Here is a 15,305-nt window from a genome sequence, read left to right as displayed (position 1 = left end):
TTTTCGCATAAACTGGTATCACGCGGTCGAGGCCGCACGCCATTCCCTCTACAGAACAGAACAACAGCTATGACACGCATCGATTTCCACACCAACGTGCCGGACAAGATCGCCTACGCCTGCCGCCTGGTGCGCAAGGCTTGGTCGGCCAACCACCGCGTGGTGCTGATGGCGGAAGATGAGGCACAACTGGCGGAACTTAACGCGGCGATGTGGACATTTTCCCAGACCGACTTCCTGCCGCACGTGCTGGCCGGCGACGCGCTGGCGCCGCATACGCCGATCGTACTCACCGACAACGATGAGGCGGAATTACCACACACCGAATTATTAGTGAATTTGTCGCGCCGAGCGTCAAGCCGGGTTCCCGAGTTCGAGCGCATGATCGAAGTGATTTCCTCCGACGAGGATGATGCGGCCGCCGGCCGCAAGCGCTATGTCGCCTACAAGCAGCAAGACTATCCACTTACCCACTTTGTCACAGGAAAATCATGAGCCAAGCCCAATCGTTTGACGCCAGTATCCCTGTATTGACGGAAGTCCTCAAAGCCGAGCCGCTGGGCGGGGACTTGCTGCCGGGCGAAACGGCCAACCCGCCGCACGCCACCTCCACCCGCGCCGAAATGGCCGCCCAGCTCGAAGCCGACGCCGTCGACGGCTGGAGCGACGCCGAATGGGCGATGCTGGAACACCGCTTGTCCGAACGCATCATGGGCAAACTGCAATCGCGCGTCGACTTCGTGCTTGAGCAACGCATCAAGGACAGCATGGCCGAGGTGCTGACGCACGCGCTGCACGGGCTCACAAACGAGATCCGCATCGGCCTGCACGACACCATCGAGAAAATCGTCGCCCGCGCCGTGTCGCAGGAGCTGACGCATCTGCAAGCGCAAAAGAAATAGTCCTTCCCCCTCCTCCGGATCCGCGCCCCGACGGTGCGCGGATCGCCCCGTTTGCGCGCATCGCCGCACCAATTCTGGTAATGCATCATGGATAGCCGTTCCAATTCTGGAGCTGCATCATAAAAGCGCGAACTTTCGCACTTCTTTCGTGTTTCCTCCTTTGCGCGGGCAACAATTTGTTGTACCTTTTGGCCTTGCGGAAAAACTTCGGCGTTCACAAGACAGCCGTCGACTATTCAACCATTGGAGAATATATATGCTGTTCAAATCTAAATTCATTCCACTCGCCATCGCACTGGCTTTCGCCGGCAGCGCCGGTGCGCAAGAAGTGATCAAGATCGGGCACGTCGGCCCGGTCTCGGGTCCATCGGCTCACCTCGGCAAGGACAATGAAAACGGCGCCAAAATGGCAGTCGAGGAGTTGAACGCCAAAGGCTTCAAGATCGACGGCAAACCGGTCAAGTTCGTGCTGCAACTGGAAGATGACGCCAGCGATCCGAAACAGGGCACGGCGGTGGCGCAGAAGCTGGTCGACGCCAAGGTCAACGGCGTGATCGGCCACCTGAACTCGGGCACCAGCATCCCGGCCTCGAAGATTTACTACGACGCCGGCATTCCACAGATCTCCCCTGCCACCACGCAGACCAAGTACACGCAGCAAGGTTTCAACTCGGTGTTCCGCGTGGTCGCCAACGACGCCAAGCTGGGCGGCACCCTGGGCTCCTATGCGGTCACCAAGATGGGCGCCAAGAAGATTGCCGTCATCGACGACCGCACCGCCTATGGCCAGGGCGTCGCGGACGAATTCATCAAGGGCGCCAAGAAGGCGCTGCCGGGCGTGCAAATCGTCGGCAAGGAATTCACCAACGACAAGGCCACCGACTTCAACGCCATTCTGACCACCATCAAGGGCAAGAATCCTGACCTGGTGTTCTTCGGCGGCATGGACTCGGTCGGCGGCCCGCTACTGCGCCAGATGAAGGCGCTGGGCATCAAGTCCAAGTTCATGGGCGGCGACGGCATCTGCACCGAGCCGTTCGCCAAGCTGGCAGGCAACGCCGCCGCCAACGGCGTCGTCACGTGCGCGGAAGCGGGCGGTGTGTCGGCCGATCAGCAAAAGAACATGGACGAATTCGTCGCCCGCTACAAGAAAAAATACAACGCCGACGTGCAAATCTACGCACCGTATGTCTACGACGCCATCATGACGATGGCCAGCGCGATGGCCGAAGCCAAATCGTCGCAGCCGGCCAAGTACTTGCCGTTCCTGCACAAGATCAAGTACCAGGGCGTCACCGGTCTGATCTCGTTCGACCCGAAAGGCGACATCAAGGACGGCGCGCTGACCTTGTTCACCTACACCGACGGCAAGAAAACCAAAATCGAAGTGGTCAAATAAACCATCCGGCGCAACGAAAAACGCACCTCGTGAGGTGCGTTTTTTTATGCCGGCCAGAAGTAAATTACTTCTGCGCCAGTACCCATTTCACCAGCGTTTTGGCTTCCGCCTCGCTGACCTGCGGATTGGCTGGCATCGGGATCGCGCCCCAAACGCCCGAACCGCCCTTGATCACTTTGGTGACCAGCTTGCCTTCCGCGTCCTTTTGACCGGCGTATTTAGCGGCCACATCCTTATAGGCTGGGCCGACCAGCTTGGTCGCGACCGCGTGGCAAGCCATGCAGTTCTTCGCCTTCGCCAGATCAAGGCCGGCATCCGCCATCGCCGACGACGATGCAAAAGCCGTGGCCACTACCATTCCAACCATCAAAAAATTGCGTTTCATTGTGCTCTCCAGTATTTGTGCCATAAATGCGTGCTATCAAGGCCGTGCTATTGATTTCCTGCTATCGATCTACCAGCCATTCTACCGCGTTTTAGTATTGTGTATTTAACGCACAAAACGCCGCAAGGTTGACCCCGACATTAGAATATTGCCCCCAATAAAGCTGGAACTTTGTAAGATGAAGGCAGGAGGAAATCCAACATGCCTATCATTTTGTTGATCGTCGCGCTGTGCGGGCTGCGTTATTTCGAAGTGTGGAGGTTCGCCCAACTCTCGTGGTGGTGGATCGTCGCCCTGAGTGTGGTGGCGTTTTTATGGTTCGAATTCCTGGAACCACTGCTGGGCCTGGACAAACGGAAGGCGCACAATGAAGACGAGCGCCGCCGCAAGGCCCGCGTCAAACAAAATTTCGACGGCAAGCCTTAGTTCGAGTCCAGGCGGGCCCGCGCGCTGCCGGGAGCTTCGCGCTCCGGCCATCGCTGCGCACGGCCGGCCGCTTATCGCTTATCGCTTCAACTGCGACAGATCACGCACCGCGCCACGGTCGGCGGAGGTGGTCAACGCCGCATACGCCTGCAGCGCCTGCGACACATAGCGCTCGCGGTTGACCGGCTGCCAGGCGTCGCCGCCCTTCGCCTCCATCACCTGGCGGCGCGCGGCCAGATCGGCGTCGCTGATGCGCAAGTTGATGCTGCGGTTCGGAATGTCGATGTCGATCATGTCGCCCTCTTCCACCAGACCGATGGCGCCACCCTCGGCCGCCTCCGGCGACGCGTGGCCGATCACGAGGCCCGACGAACCGCCCGAGAAGCGGCCATCGGTGAACAGCGCGCACGCCTTGCCCAGACCTTTGGACTTGATGTACGAGGTTGGATACAGCATCTCTTGCATGCCAGGGCCGCCTTTGGGGCCTTCGTAGCGGATGACGACGACGTCGCCTTCGTGCACGGTGTCGCCCAGGATCGCCTCGACCGCCGCGTCCTGGCTCTCGAACACGCGCGCCTTGCCGCTGAATTTCAGAATGCTTTCGTCGACGCCGGCCGTCTTGACGATGCAGCCCTTCTCCGCCAGGTTACCGTACAACACAGCCAGGCCGCCGTCCTGCGAATACGCGTGCGCCTTGTCGCGGATGCAGCCGGTGCTGCGGTCCAGGTCCAGCGTCGCGAAGCGCTCGGACTGCGAGAACGCCGTCTGCGTCGGCACGCCGCCCGGCGCGGCGCGGAACAGCTGGTGCACCGCCGGATCGTCGCTGCGTTTGACGTCGTTGCGTTCGATCGCCTCGGCCATCGTCGCCGCGTGGATGGTCGGCAGCGAGGTGTCGAGCAGGCCGCCGCGCGCCAGTTCGCCCAGGATGCCGATGATGCCGCCGGCGCGGTGCACGTCTTCGATGTGGTACTTGTCGGTCATCGGCGCCACCTTGCACAGGCATGGCACCTTGCGCGAGATGCGGTCGATGTCGGCCATGTTGAAATCGACGCCCGCCTCGTGCGCGGCCGCCAGCAAGTGCAGCACGGTGTTGGTGGAGCCGCCCATCGAGACGTCGAGCGCCATGGCGTTTTCAAACGCGGCCTTGGTGGCGATGGAGCGCGGCAGCACCGAGTAGTCGTCCTGCTCGTAGTGGCGCTTGGCCAGTTCCACCACCAGGCGGCCGGCGCGCAGGAACAGCTGTTCGCGGTCCGCGTGCGTGGCCAGGATGGTGCCGTTGCCCGGCAAGGCCAGGCCCAGCGCCTCGGTCAGGCAGTTCATCGAGTTAGCGGTGAACATGCCAGAGCACGAACCGCAGGTCGGACAGGCGGAGCGCTCGATCTCGGCGACGTCGGCGTCGCTGACGGTTTGATCGCCGGCCTTGATCATGGCGTCGACCAGATCGAGCTTGATGATCTTCTGCGTGCCGTTGACGACCTTGACCACCTTGCCGGCCTCCATTGGGCCGCCGGAGATGAACACCACCGGAATATTGATACGCATCGCCGCCATCAGCATGCCCGGCGTGATCTTGTCGCAGTTGGAGATGCAGACCATGGCGTCGGCGCAGTGGGCGTTGACCATGTACTCGACCGAGTCGGCGATCAGGTCGCGCGACGGCAGCGAATACAGCATGCCGCCGTGGCCCATGGCGATGCCGTCGTCGACGGCGATGGTGTTGAATTCTTTGGCCACGCCGCCGGCCTTTTCGATTTCGCGCGCCACCAGCTGTCCCAGGTCCTTCAAGTGCACGTGGCCGGGCACGAACTGCGTGAAGGAGTTGACCACGGCGACGATCGGCTTGTCGAAATCGCCATCCTTCATGCCGGTGGCGCGCCACAGGGCGCGCGCGCCGGCCATGTTGCGGCCGTGGGTGGTGGTGCGGGAACGGTATACGGGCATGATGTTTCTCCAGTGATAAGGCGGCTCTAAGGCTTTGAGCGCAGCCTGACAGAGTGCCTTGCCCCTGCCCAAGTGTCAAATATATGATTTTCGATCCTGTGAGTCGTATAAAATATCACCAGAGTAAATTTCAATACAAATACATATGAATTTGGAACTGCGGCAACTGCGCTATTTCGTCACCGTCGCCGAGGAGCTCCACTTCGGCAAGGCCGCCTTGCGGCTGCACATGACGCAGCCGCCGCTGTCGCAAACGATCCAGGCGCTCGAGCAGCTACTGGGCGCGGCGCTGTTCGAGCGCAGCCGCCGTGGCGTCGCCCTCACGCCGGCCGGCGTCGCGCTGCTGCCGGAGGCCAGGAGGATGCTGGCGCAGGCGCAGGAGCTGCCGCAGCTGGTCCAGCGCGCAGCCGCCGGCGAGGTCGGACGCCTGACCCTGGCCTTCGTCTCCTCGGCCGACTACAGCGTGCTGCCGCCCTTCCTGCGCGCCTACCGTGCCGCCTATCCGCAGGTGCAGATCACGCTGCAGGAAGCCACCTCCGACCTGCAGCTCGACGACCTGCTGCACAACCGCATCGACGCCGGCCTGCTGATTCCACCGCTGCCCGACAAGGCCAGACTGGAACTGGATTATCTGCCGGTGCTGAACGAGCCGCTGGTGCTGGCCGTGCCGGCCGGGCTGCTGGCGAAAAAAGGCAAGGTGGCGCTGGCCGCTCTGCCACGGTTGCCGCTGATCGTGTTCCCGCGCGCGATCTCGCCGGCGCTGTACGACGCCATCCTCTCGGTGTTCCACGACGCCGGCGTCACGCCGGAGATCGGCCAGCAGGCGATCCAGATGCAGACCATCGTCAGCCTGGTCTCGGCCGGCATGGGCATGGCGCTGGTGCCGCAGTCGGTCTCCAACCTGATGCGGCCCGGGGTAGAATACCGGGCCCTGGCCGACACCGGCCCGCTGGTCGAAACCGGCCTGGCCTGGCGCCGCGACAATCGGTCGCCGGTGCTGCGCGGCTTTTTGGAACTACTGAATAAAAATCTGGGAAAGAACGCTCTATGCTGATACATCCGATGCCCGATCCGGTCGCCATTCATCTGGGACCGGTCGCGATCCACTGGTATGGCCTGATGTACGTGCTGGCCTTCGCGCTGTTCATCACGCTGGGCCGGGTGCGCATCAAGCAGCCGCATATCGCCGCGCAGGGCTGGCGCAAGGAGGACCTGGACGACATGCTGTTCTACGGGATGCTCGGTGTCGTCATCGGCGGCCGCCTGGGCGAGGTGCTGTTTTACGAGCCGGTCAAATACTTCTCCAACCCGATCGAAATCTTCAAGATCTGGCATGGCGGCATGTCGTTCCACGGCGGCTTTATCGGCGTGTTGATCGCGATGGCGGTGTGGGCGCGCCGCGCCGGCCGCAATCTGCTCGACGTCTACGACTTCATCGCGCCGCTGGTGCCGCTGGGTTACGCGGCCGGACGCCTCGGTAACTTCATCAACTCCGAGCTGCCGGGCCGCGTGGTGTCCGATCCGTCGCTGCCGTGGGCGATGATGTGGCCGGACATTTCATATCCGCTGTTTCCGAATCCGGTGTTCCTGCAAGGGCTGCGCCATCCATCGCCGATCTATCAGATGCTGGTCGACGGCCTGCTGGTATTCGTCATCCTGTGGCTGTACGCGCGCAAGGAGCGTCCGCGCCTGGCGGTAGGCGCCTTCTACACGCTGCTGTACGGGTGCGCGCGCTTCTTCACCGAGTACTTCCGCACGCCGGACTGGGAAACCACGGTGCTGGGCATGCCGATCACCTCCGGCCAGGTGCTGTCGCTGCCGATGATCGTCGGCGCCATCGTCATGCTGGTGTGGGCCTACAAGGTCAAACAAAAAGGCCGCGCGCCGGTCATTTCTTCAAAAGCTTGACAATCGCCTTCCATTGCGCCGCCGTGACGGGCGTGATGGACAGCCGGCTGCCCTTCTGCAGCACCACCATATCCTCCAGCGCCGGGATGGTCCGCATCTCGGCCAGCGACAGCAAACGGGTTTTCTCCGTGCCCTTCACGTCCACCGAAATCCAGCGCGGCTGCTCCGGCGTCGCCTTGGCGTCGTAGTACTTGCTCTTCTTGTCGAACTGCGTGGCGTCCGGATACGGCCCGCCCACCACCACCGCCAGCCCGGCGATGCCAGGCTCCGGGCAGCTGGAATGGTAGAACAGCACACCGTCGCCGTCCTGCATCTGGTCGCGCATGAAGTTGCGCGCCTGGTAGTTACGCACGCCGAACCACGGCGTCGTGTGGTCCTTGGCGGCCATCACGTCGTCGATACTGACCTCATCGGGCTCGGACTTCATCAACCAGTATTGCATCGCTTTTCTCCAGACGAAAAAAAGCGGCTGCGCATTCACATGCTAACAACCGCTTTCAGGAAAAGTCGTTCAAAATGTTCACAGCTAGGCGTGGCAACGAAGACAGTACGCTAGTACGGCGAGTTGTCACAACGACGCTGTGGACATTTTGAACGACTTTTTTAAGATTAGGCCCCGCCTGTGCCGTTCTTGCCGGCATCCCGAACCAAACGGTTCAAGGTGGTCACAGTTAGTTCAATTTCGGGTTCATCGGTCTAGCGACGCTCACGCCCATCGAACAAAATTCCGCAACCGGTGCACATAAATGGTTCAAGGAATATATGGCAATCGCGAACACCGCAGGGTACGAAGAAGTTTACTCTTTTGTCCGCCGCAAAGGAAGGAGTTTAGCGAATTAAAACAGGGTTTCTTGTGGAGTCAGTGCGCTATCGAGCACTTTGTGCATGGCGCTGATCTTGGTCTGCACTTCCAGGATCGACATGTCGGACAACGGCCCCTGCGGCGATTTCACCGACAGGAATTCCGCCGCCATGCCCAGCGCGGCCATCACGGCGATGCGGTCGTTACCCTTGATCTTGCCACCGTCGCGGATGCTGGTCATCTTCTTGTCCAGCAAAGCGGCCGCCTCGCGCAGCGCGCGCTCTTCCTCGGGCTTGCACACCAGACGGTATGGCTGCCCCATGATGGACACATCCAGCTGAATCATCGTACATCCTCTTTTTCAGGCAGATGGTCGGCTGCAGCTTGTTCGTCATCGTCCTCGCCGGGCGCTGGTTCCGGTGCGGACTCCAGCGACGGCACTTTTTCCAGCAACGCCACGATCCTGCCGGACGCTTCGCTCAGGCGGCGCTGATAGCCCATGTTCTCGACCACGAGCGCGGCATTGGCTTGGCGCAACTGAGCATTCTCGCGGCGCAAGGCGTTAGTCATCTCGGCCAACTGGTCGATCTTGTCGGATAGTTCTTCGAATTCGGAAATCATCCCGCCACTATAGGCAGCGCGCGGGGCGCCGTCAACCGAATCACGTGACTGCGGCCTCAATTTGGGGCCGCAGTCACAGTATTTAATTAATGGCTAAGAATACAAGACACATTCTTATTACTTTACCACCGGCGCCGGCTCAATCGTGACGTTGCCCTCGATGCCGCTGCCCTGTCCTGGCTCGGCTTCGACAATCACGTTGATCTCACGTTTGCCAGTGCCTGCCGGCAATGGCAGGTCCAGCGGCGCGGGCGCGTAGCTGTCCTTCTTGCCGACCAACGCGCCGTTGACCCACACCTCGGCCTTGCCACGAATGCCGCCGAAGCGGATCAGGCCATTGCCGTTGGCGAGGTTCTTGCGCGGCGTGAAGCTGGAGCGGTACAGGTGATATTTCGCACCGGCGTCGGCCCACAGCGGCGGCGAACCCCAGCCCCAGGTGTTCATATCGAAGCCGGCCAGTTTCTGGTTCGGGTCCGGTCGCTGGTCGCTGACCGGCGCCACGCGCCAGCTGCGCACGAAGGTGGTCGGCGCGTCGGCGCTGGCGACAAACGGTTCCGCCGCCACCGCCTTGACCGGAATCGAGATCTTCGCCGCGCTCAGGCCCGGCGCCGTGGCGACCACGTCGACCGCTTGCTTGCTGTCCCAGTTGGTCTGCACGATCAGCTGCGCCAGGCCGTTGAACAGACGTCGCGTGGCGCCCTTCTCGTCCTCGTGCGAGGTCGGATCGCCGTTGCCGTGACCGATGGAGCGGCCGCCGCCCGTCACCGCGAAGGTGACATTGGCGTCCGCCAGCGGCACCGCGCGGCCCTGCGCATCGAGCGCGCGCACGGTGATCGGCATGGCGTCGCGGCCGTCGCCGGCCAGTTGCGCGCGGTCCGGCACCAGCTCCAGCGCCACTGCGGCGCCGGTGGTCTCCACCGACGTGCGCGCGACTTCCTTGCCGCCGCGATAACCGACCGCCTCCAGCTTGCCCGGCGCGTAGGCGACGTTGAAGAAGTTCATGCGGAACGGATCGACCTGCTGCTCGCCCAGCGCCTTGCCGTTCAACAGCAGCTGCACCCTCTCGACGTTGGCCATCACCATCACGCGGATCTCCTTGCCCTCGCTGCCGCTCCAGTTCCAGTGCGGCGCGATGTGGATCAGCGGACGGTCCTTGATCCACTGGACCTGGTGGATGTAATAGGCGTTCTTCGGGAAGCCGTTCAAGTCCATGATGCCGAACACCGAGCTGACGGCCGGCCAATCGTTCGGCGTCGGTTCGCCGCGATAATCGAAGCCGGTCCAGACGAAGCCGCCCGCCACGTAAGGACGGGTGGCGATCGCCTCCCATGCGTCGCGGTGGGTATTGCCCCACTGGGCCGCGTCGCTCAAGTCGTCGTAGCTGGCGATGATGCCTTTTTCCTTGATGGTCTTGAACTCGCCGCGCGTCATGAAGGCCGACGTATCCTCCGAACTGGTGAACGGCTTGTCCGGGAAGGCCTTGTGATAGCGGTCGTAGTCCGGCACCTGGTAATTGGCGCCGACCACGTCGACCGCGTGCGAGACATTCAGGTCGCTGAAGAAGCCACCGTTCATCGCCGCCGTCACCGGACGCGTATCGTCCAGCGATTTGACGACGGCCGCCATGCGGCGCACCATTTCGTAGCCGACTTCGGAACCCTGCACCGGTTCCTCGTTAAACACCGACCACAGGATGATGCCCGGATGGTGGCGGTCGCGCTTGACCATCCACTCGAGCTGCTTCATATAGTCCGGCGACGGGTTGAAGTTGCGGTTCTCGTCCATGACGACAAAGCCCATGCGGTCGACCATGTCCAGCACTTCGGCCGCCGGCGCATTGTGCGAGAAGCGGATCGCGTTCACGCCCAGCTCCTTCAGCCGGCGCAGACGGTATTCCCACACCGAATCCGGAATCGCCACGCCGACGCCGGCGTGGTCCTGGTGAATGCACACGCCCTGCAGCTTCACGTGCTCACCGTTCAGGAAAAAGCCCTGCTGGGCGTCGAAGCGGATCGTGCGGAAGCCGGTGTGCAGCGAGACTTCATCCTGCGCCTTGCCGTCCTGGATCACACGCGTCGTGACGCGATACAGATTGGTTTTACCGATCGACCACAGGGCCGGATCGTTGACCGAGAACGGCAGCTTGACGACGGCGTCTTTCAACACGCCGACAGTGGCTTTGGCGCTCTGGCGGCCGACCTGTTTGCCGGCCGGGTCGAACAGCGTGACTTCGACGGTGACGTCGGAGACCTTCTTGCCGCTGTTGTTGACGGTCACTTCGACCGGCAAGGTCCAGATTTTTCCTTTGCCGGCGCGCGGCACGGCGTACACGCCATCGGTTGCCACATGCAGCGGCGCGCGCTTGACCAGCCACGCGTGGCGGTACATGCCGGCACCCTCGTACCACCAGCCCTCCATCGCCTCGGCGTCGGCGCGGATCGAGATGGTGTTGAGCGAGTCGCCGTAGTTCAGGTATGGCGTGATGTCGATATTGCTGGCGTTGTAGCCGGACCAGTTACGGTTGACCACATTGCCGTTGACCCAGACGGTGGCGTGGGTGGCGATGGCGTCGAACTGCAGCTCGAAATGGCGGCCCCGATCGGCCGGATCGACCTTCAGGTAACGGCGATACCAGCCAATGCCGCGCGGACGATAGCCCTGCGAGATATTAGCCTTCGGATCGAACGGACCTTCGACGGCCCAATCGTGCGGCAGGTCGAGACGGCGCCAGTCGGAGTCGTCGAACTCCGTGCCGGCCGCGCCGGGCGCGTTGCCAGCCTTGGCGTTGCTATACGATTCCTCGTGGCCCACGATGGGCGGGTGGACCACGTCGCCCAGATGGAACAGCCAGCCGCGATCGAGCGACAGGCGCTCGCGCCCCGCCTTGACGTCCGGCTTGGTGGAATTGGTGGTGTTGGAAGTGCTGGCCGCATGGACCGAAACGCAGGCCGCGAGCAGCAAAAAGGCGGAGCAAATGCGCCGCCAGTTGGTCGTCTTTGGATTCAAACTTGGCTCCCGATAGACAAAAAAAACGGAGCAGCGCTCTCACGCACCGCTCCGTAAAACCACGATAAAAAAGTTACAGCAAACTGCGATGACGCAGATTCACATTACAGCTTGAACGACAGGCCCAGGTTGAAGCGGCGACCGAATTCGGTCACTTCCTGTTGCACCGGGATGTTCGCGCTGGTGTAGACGGCCTTCTGGTTGGTCAGGTTGTCGATACCGAAGCGCAGCTGGATGTTAGGCGTCAGTTGCTTGGCCAGGTTCAGCGTCAGATAGGTTTCGGCTTCGTTCTCGATCAACTGACCGGCGTTCCAGGTCGGGTTGCGCACAAAGGCGCTCTTGTAATTGGCCGACAGACGCGCTTCGTAACCGGCTTTTTCGTACCACAGGGTCACGCCGCCGTTGTGCTTCATCAGGCCTTCGATCGGGAACGGATTGACCGCTGGCGTGGCTTCGCGAATGTTACTGGTCGTGTAAGCGTAGTTGCTGGCGACGCCCAAACCGTCGAACGGCGCCGGCAGGCCGGTGAACGCTTGCTGGTACACCAGCTCGATACCGCGAATATCGCCACCGTCGCCGTTGATCGAACGGGTCACGGTCGCTGGACGGCCGTTGATGATGGTGGTGTCGCTGGTCAAAGCGATGTAGCGCTGGACCTTCTTGTAGAACGCGCCGGCCGACAGCAGCGAACCTTTCGAGAAGTACCACTGGTACGCCAGATCGACCTGGTTGGCCATCATCGGCTTGAGCTCGGGGTTACCCGCGCTGCCGGTGGTCGGCTGCGTCGAATCGGCAACCACGTTCAGGTTGCGCGAAGCGCGCATTTCATCCATCGGCGCGCGCGACATGGCGCGGGCCAGGCTGAAACGGATCTGGTGTTCCTGTTTCTCGTCCAGGTTGAAGATGGTGTTCAGGCTAGGCAGGATCTCGGTGTACGAGGTGCCGCCTTCGACATCGGTGGGCGCCGCGCCGTTGACCGACTGCATGCCGTAGCCGGTCTGCTTGGTGTGCACCACGCGCACGCCGACGTTGCCGCGATAGGTCTTGCCGAAGGCTTCGCCATCGAGGTCGCCCTGGATGAAGGCCGAGGTGCTGCGCTCCTTGACCTTCCAGCCCGACAGCAGATCGTTCTGGGTCTGCGGACGGCCATCCGGATTGAAGGCGTTAGGACCGAAAGCGGCAGCGGTGCTGGCGCCGAAGTCCTTCAGCACGACATACGAAGGGAAGCCGGCAACGGTGACGGTCTCGTAATCCGAGGCCGGAATCGCCGAGGTCTGCGACAGCTGCCAGGTGGTCTGGCGATAGCTCTTCTCGCGATCGGTGGCGCGCACGCCGACCTTGATGCGGTTGATGATGCTGTTCTCGATCGAACGCGCGGCCGTAACCGACGCCGCGTTCAGCAGATCCTTGATATGGCCGTCGGTGTCGACGTACAGCGTAGGCGCTTCGAAGTTGGCGGGGTTGCCGGTGTCGATGCCGCCGAAGTTGTAGCTCTGGCGCTCGTCGCCGGTGAACGACCAGTTGATCGACACGGGAATGCTCGACAGCGAGTTCTGACGCAGGTCGCGCCACTGGCTGCTGCGCAGTGCGTGGGAGGTCGACAGATCGGTTTCGACTTTCCAGTCGCCGATGTTGACCTTGGCGTTCAAGCCGCTGGCCGACACGCTGCTGTCCTGGATCCAGTGCGCGTCGTTGTTGATCACGCGCGACCAGTTCAAGGTGCCGCCGGCGACGTAGCCGTTGCGGATATCGAGGTTGCTGAAGTTACCCGAATTGCCGCCGTCCCAGTTGCCCATGTCGCCGGTCCAGTGCTGCATCTGGGCTTCGTCGATGGCGGTCTTGGCGTAGTAGGTGTCGGCGGTGATCAGAACGTCGTTGTTCGGTTTCCATTCGACTTTACCCAGCACGCTGCTACGCTTGTTGCTGCCGCGGCGCACGTCGTCCTGGAAGCCCCAAGGGGTTTTGTCGATCTTGCCGTCGCCGTTGATGTCGGCCGAGTGGTCTTCGTTGAAGCCCCAGTGGCGCACGTTCTTTTGCACCGACGGCTGGTCCTGATAGCTGAACGCGATGGCCGCGCCCAGGGTCTTGTTCAGGAACTGGTCGACGTAGATGCCGCCCACGCGTGGCGCGACCTTGTCGGCGCCGGCGATGTCCTTGGCAAGCGCGTAGTACAGCGCGTCGGTCTTGAACGACAGCTGGCGGCCGTTGTACTTCAGCGGCGAGACGGTTTGCAGGTCGATGGTGGTGGCGATGCCGCCTTCGGCGATTTCGGCGTTCTGCGTTTTGTAGACGGTGGCGCCGGTGACGGACTCCGACGGGAACTGTTCGAAACGTACGGCGCGGTTAGGCTCCGACGACGCCAGTTCGCGGCCGTTCAGGGTGGCGCCGATAAAGCGTGGACCCATGCCGCGCGCGACGATCTGCGAGGCGTTGCCGCGATCGAGACCGGACGACAGGCCTGGAAGACGTGACAACGATTCGGCGATGGTGGTGTCAGGCAGCTTGCCGATGTCTTCCGACGATACGACTTCCACGATGCTGTTGCTGGCTTCCTTGGCCGCCAGTGCGTTGCGCACCGAGGCGCGGATACCGGTAACGTTGACTTGCTGGATGTCGCCGGCCACTGGCGCCGACGGTGCAGCTGGTGCTGGTGCTGCGGTGGCAGGCGCTTCTTGCGCGAAGGCCTGTTGTGCCATCAAAGGGGTCGTGAAAAGCGTGGCGATGAGCCAGCTCATTTTTTTGTGTTTCATGTGCATCTCCAGTGTTTGTATAAGTTCCGTCTCTGATACAGAGCGGACGGATAGACTGGATGCTAGCGAAACACTAGTTGTCAGGCAAATAGCTTATTGTGGTTTGTCCATATCAAGATCGTATATCAGACATACAACAGCTATAGAAACAGTATCAATAGGCGTGTTACAACGGGGCGTGATAATCCGGATACATGCTGGCGGCGGCGTCGCGTAAAGCCGACAACATTGCATCCGCGCCAGGCGAGAGCTGGTGCCGTTTGCGCGTGACGATGCCGAACGAGTCCATGCTCACGCCCAGATCAAACGGCAGCACCGTCATCAGGCCAGCCTGCAGATACGCCTGCACGGCATCCGCCGGAAGCGCTACCACCATGTCGCTGCTCATCAACAGACTCGCCACCACCGGCAGATCTTGCGTCTCCACGGTCTCGCCGGGCTGCTCCAGGCCGTGCGATAAAAACAAGGCCGTCAGGCGGTCGCGCAGGATGCTGCCGGCCGGCGGCAGTACCCAGCACTGGTGCATCAGCTCTTCCAGTTGCAGGTCGGTGCGGGTGGCCAGCGGATGGCCGCTGCGCGCGATCAGCAGGTGCGGTTCGTCCGTCAGCGGTTCGAAATTGAGTTCGTCGGCGGCGGCCGTGTCGAGGATGCGGCCGACCACCAGATCGAGCTCGCCGCTGCGCAAGCGCTCCACCAGCACTTTACTGGTCGACATCTTGACCGCGACGTGCACCCGCGCGTGGCGCGACTTGAGCAGGTTGATCGCCTTCGGCACCAGGCTGGTGGCCGGCGCCAGCACGGTGCCGATGCCCACGCGCCCGCGCAGGCCGGACAACAGTTCCATCACCTCCTGGTGGGCGGCGTCCATCTCGGCCAGCGCCGCGCCGGCGCGCCGGATAAGTACTTTCCCGTACCAGGTCGGCGAGACGCCGCGCGAGAGGCGTTCGAACAACTGAACGCCAAGCGCGTGTTCAAGCTCGCCCAGTAATTTGGACGCACCTGGTTGGGTCAGGTTGGCGGCTTGCGCCGCGTGTGCGATGGAGCCGTGACGGCCCAGTTCTACCAGCAAGACCAGATGGCGGGTTTTCAGGTGGGAACGAACAAAGCGGTCTGAGCGGGAATCGGTCATAGGGGTGATTATTTTGATCGCCCATCATATATGGCG

The 15,305-nt window shown here is 62.1% G+C and carries 14 protein-coding genes and 1 other RNA gene; 6 read left to right on the top strand and 9 right to left on the bottom strand.

Going from position 1 to position 15,305, the window contains the following annotated elements:
• Nucleotides 1-69 precede the first annotated feature (69 nt).
• The 3 genes from ACZ0BA_RS28675 to ACZ0BA_RS28665 all read left to right on the top strand — a co-directional run bounded on the left by ACZ0BA_RS28675 (nucleotide 70) and on the right by ACZ0BA_RS28665 (nucleotide 2,301).
• Nucleotides 70-495 carry a DNA polymerase III subunit chi gene (locus ACZ0BA_RS28675; RefSeq protein WP_463454525.1) on the top strand — a complete coding sequence of 142 codons (426 nt, stop codon included), beginning with the start codon at nucleotides 70-72 and terminating at the stop codon, nucleotides 493-495.
• Complete coding sequence (locus tag ACZ0BA_RS28670; RefSeq protein ID WP_463454524.1) at nucleotides 492-902, top strand: hypothetical protein; 411 nt, start codon at nucleotides 492-494, stop codon at nucleotides 900-902. Before ACZ0BA_RS28675 ends, ACZ0BA_RS28670 begins: the two co-directional genes overlap by 4 nt.
• Nucleotides 903-1,158: 256 nt before the next feature.
• On the top strand, nucleotides 1,159-2,301 hold the full coding sequence (locus ACZ0BA_RS28665; protein WP_463454523.1) for a branched-chain amino acid ABC transporter substrate-binding protein: 1,143 nt from the start codon (nucleotides 1,159-1,161) through the stop codon (nucleotides 2,299-2,301).
• Nucleotides 2,302-2,365: 64 nt separating this feature from the next.
• Here the strand turns inward: ACZ0BA_RS28665 and ACZ0BA_RS28660 are convergent, their stop codons facing one another.
• Nucleotides 2,366-2,686 carry a c-type cytochrome gene (locus ACZ0BA_RS28660; RefSeq protein ID WP_463454522.1) on the bottom strand — a complete coding sequence of 107 codons (321 nt, stop codon included), beginning with the start codon at nucleotides 2,684-2,686 and terminating at the stop codon, nucleotides 2,366-2,368.
• Nucleotides 2,687-2,887: 201 nt separating this feature from the next.
• Between ACZ0BA_RS28660 and ACZ0BA_RS28655 the strand changes: the two genes are divergently transcribed.
• Nucleotides 2,888-3,112, top strand: a complete 225-nt coding sequence (locus tag ACZ0BA_RS28655; protein WP_463454521.1) for a TIGR04438 family Trp-rich protein — start codon at nucleotides 2,888-2,890, stop codon at nucleotides 3,110-3,112.
• A gap of 78 nt (nucleotides 3,113-3,190) precedes the next feature.
• On the opposite strand, the gene ilvD is transcribed toward ACZ0BA_RS28655, so the two are convergent.
• Entirely contained in the window at nucleotides 3,191-5,053 is a 1,863-nt protein-coding gene (gene ilvD, locus ACZ0BA_RS28650; protein WP_463454520.1) for a dihydroxy-acid dehydratase, read from the bottom strand.
• 145 nt (nucleotides 5,054-5,198) lie between these two features.
• On the opposite strand from ilvD, the gene ACZ0BA_RS28645 reads away from it, so the two are divergent.
• Both ACZ0BA_RS28645 and lgt read left to right on the top strand, forming a co-directional pair.
• Nucleotides 5,199-6,107 carry a LysR family transcriptional regulator gene (locus ACZ0BA_RS28645; protein WP_463454519.1) on the top strand — a complete coding sequence of 303 codons (909 nt, stop codon included), beginning with the start codon at nucleotides 5,199-5,201 and terminating at the stop codon, nucleotides 6,105-6,107.
• Nucleotides 6,101-6,961, top strand: coding sequence for a prolipoprotein diacylglyceryl transferase (gene lgt, locus ACZ0BA_RS28640; protein WP_463454518.1), 861 nt, complete (start codon nucleotides 6,101-6,103; stop codon nucleotides 6,959-6,961). The genes ACZ0BA_RS28645 and lgt overlap by 7 nt, the downstream gene beginning before the upstream one ends.
• Here lgt and ACZ0BA_RS28635 read toward each other — a convergent pair.
• The 7 genes from ACZ0BA_RS28635 to ACZ0BA_RS28605 all read right to left on the bottom strand — a co-directional run bounded on the left by ACZ0BA_RS28635 (nucleotide 6,942) and on the right by ACZ0BA_RS28605 (nucleotide 15,269).
• Entirely contained in the window at nucleotides 6,942-7,403 is a 462-nt protein-coding gene (locus ACZ0BA_RS28635) for an EVE domain-containing protein (protein WP_463454517.1), read from the bottom strand. The two genes, lgt and ACZ0BA_RS28635, sit on opposite strands and share 20 nt — an antisense overlap.
• 167 nt (nucleotides 7,404-7,570) lie before the next feature.
• Nucleotides 7,571-7,751, bottom strand: a non-coding RNA gene (gene ssrS, locus ACZ0BA_RS28630) — 6S RNA.
• A 46-nt stretch (nucleotides 7,752-7,797) separates the two neighbouring features.
• Entirely contained in the window at nucleotides 7,798-8,109 is a 312-nt protein-coding gene (locus tag ACZ0BA_RS28625) for a cell division protein ZapA (RefSeq protein WP_463454516.1), read from the bottom strand.
• Nucleotides 8,106-8,384: a hypothetical protein gene (locus tag ACZ0BA_RS28620; protein WP_463454515.1), complete on the bottom strand. Its 279-nt coding sequence runs from the start codon at nucleotides 8,382-8,384 to the stop codon at nucleotides 8,106-8,108. Before ACZ0BA_RS28620 ends, ACZ0BA_RS28625 begins: the two co-directional genes overlap by 4 nt.
• A 117-nt stretch (nucleotides 8,385-8,501) precedes the next feature.
• Complete coding sequence (gene galA, locus ACZ0BA_RS28615) at nucleotides 8,502-11,390, bottom strand: beta-galactosidase GalA (RefSeq protein ID WP_463454514.1); 2,889 nt, start codon at nucleotides 11,388-11,390, stop codon at nucleotides 8,502-8,504.
• A gap of 104 nt (nucleotides 11,391-11,494) precedes the next feature.
• Nucleotides 11,495-14,140, bottom strand: a complete 2,646-nt coding sequence (locus tag ACZ0BA_RS28610) for a TonB-dependent receptor (protein ID WP_463454513.1) — start codon at nucleotides 14,138-14,140, stop codon at nucleotides 11,495-11,497.
• Nucleotides 14,141-14,306: 166 nt separating this feature from the next.
• Nucleotides 14,307-15,269, bottom strand: a complete 963-nt coding sequence (locus tag ACZ0BA_RS28605; protein ID WP_463454512.1) for a LysR substrate-binding domain-containing protein — start codon at nucleotides 15,267-15,269, stop codon at nucleotides 14,307-14,309.
• Nucleotides 15,270-15,305 lie beyond the last annotated feature (36 nt).

The organism is Duganella sp. AC917, from assembly GCF_979258245.1.
Note: the sequence above shows the minus strand (reverse complement) of the source record. Positions and strands in the feature narration are given on the sequence as shown.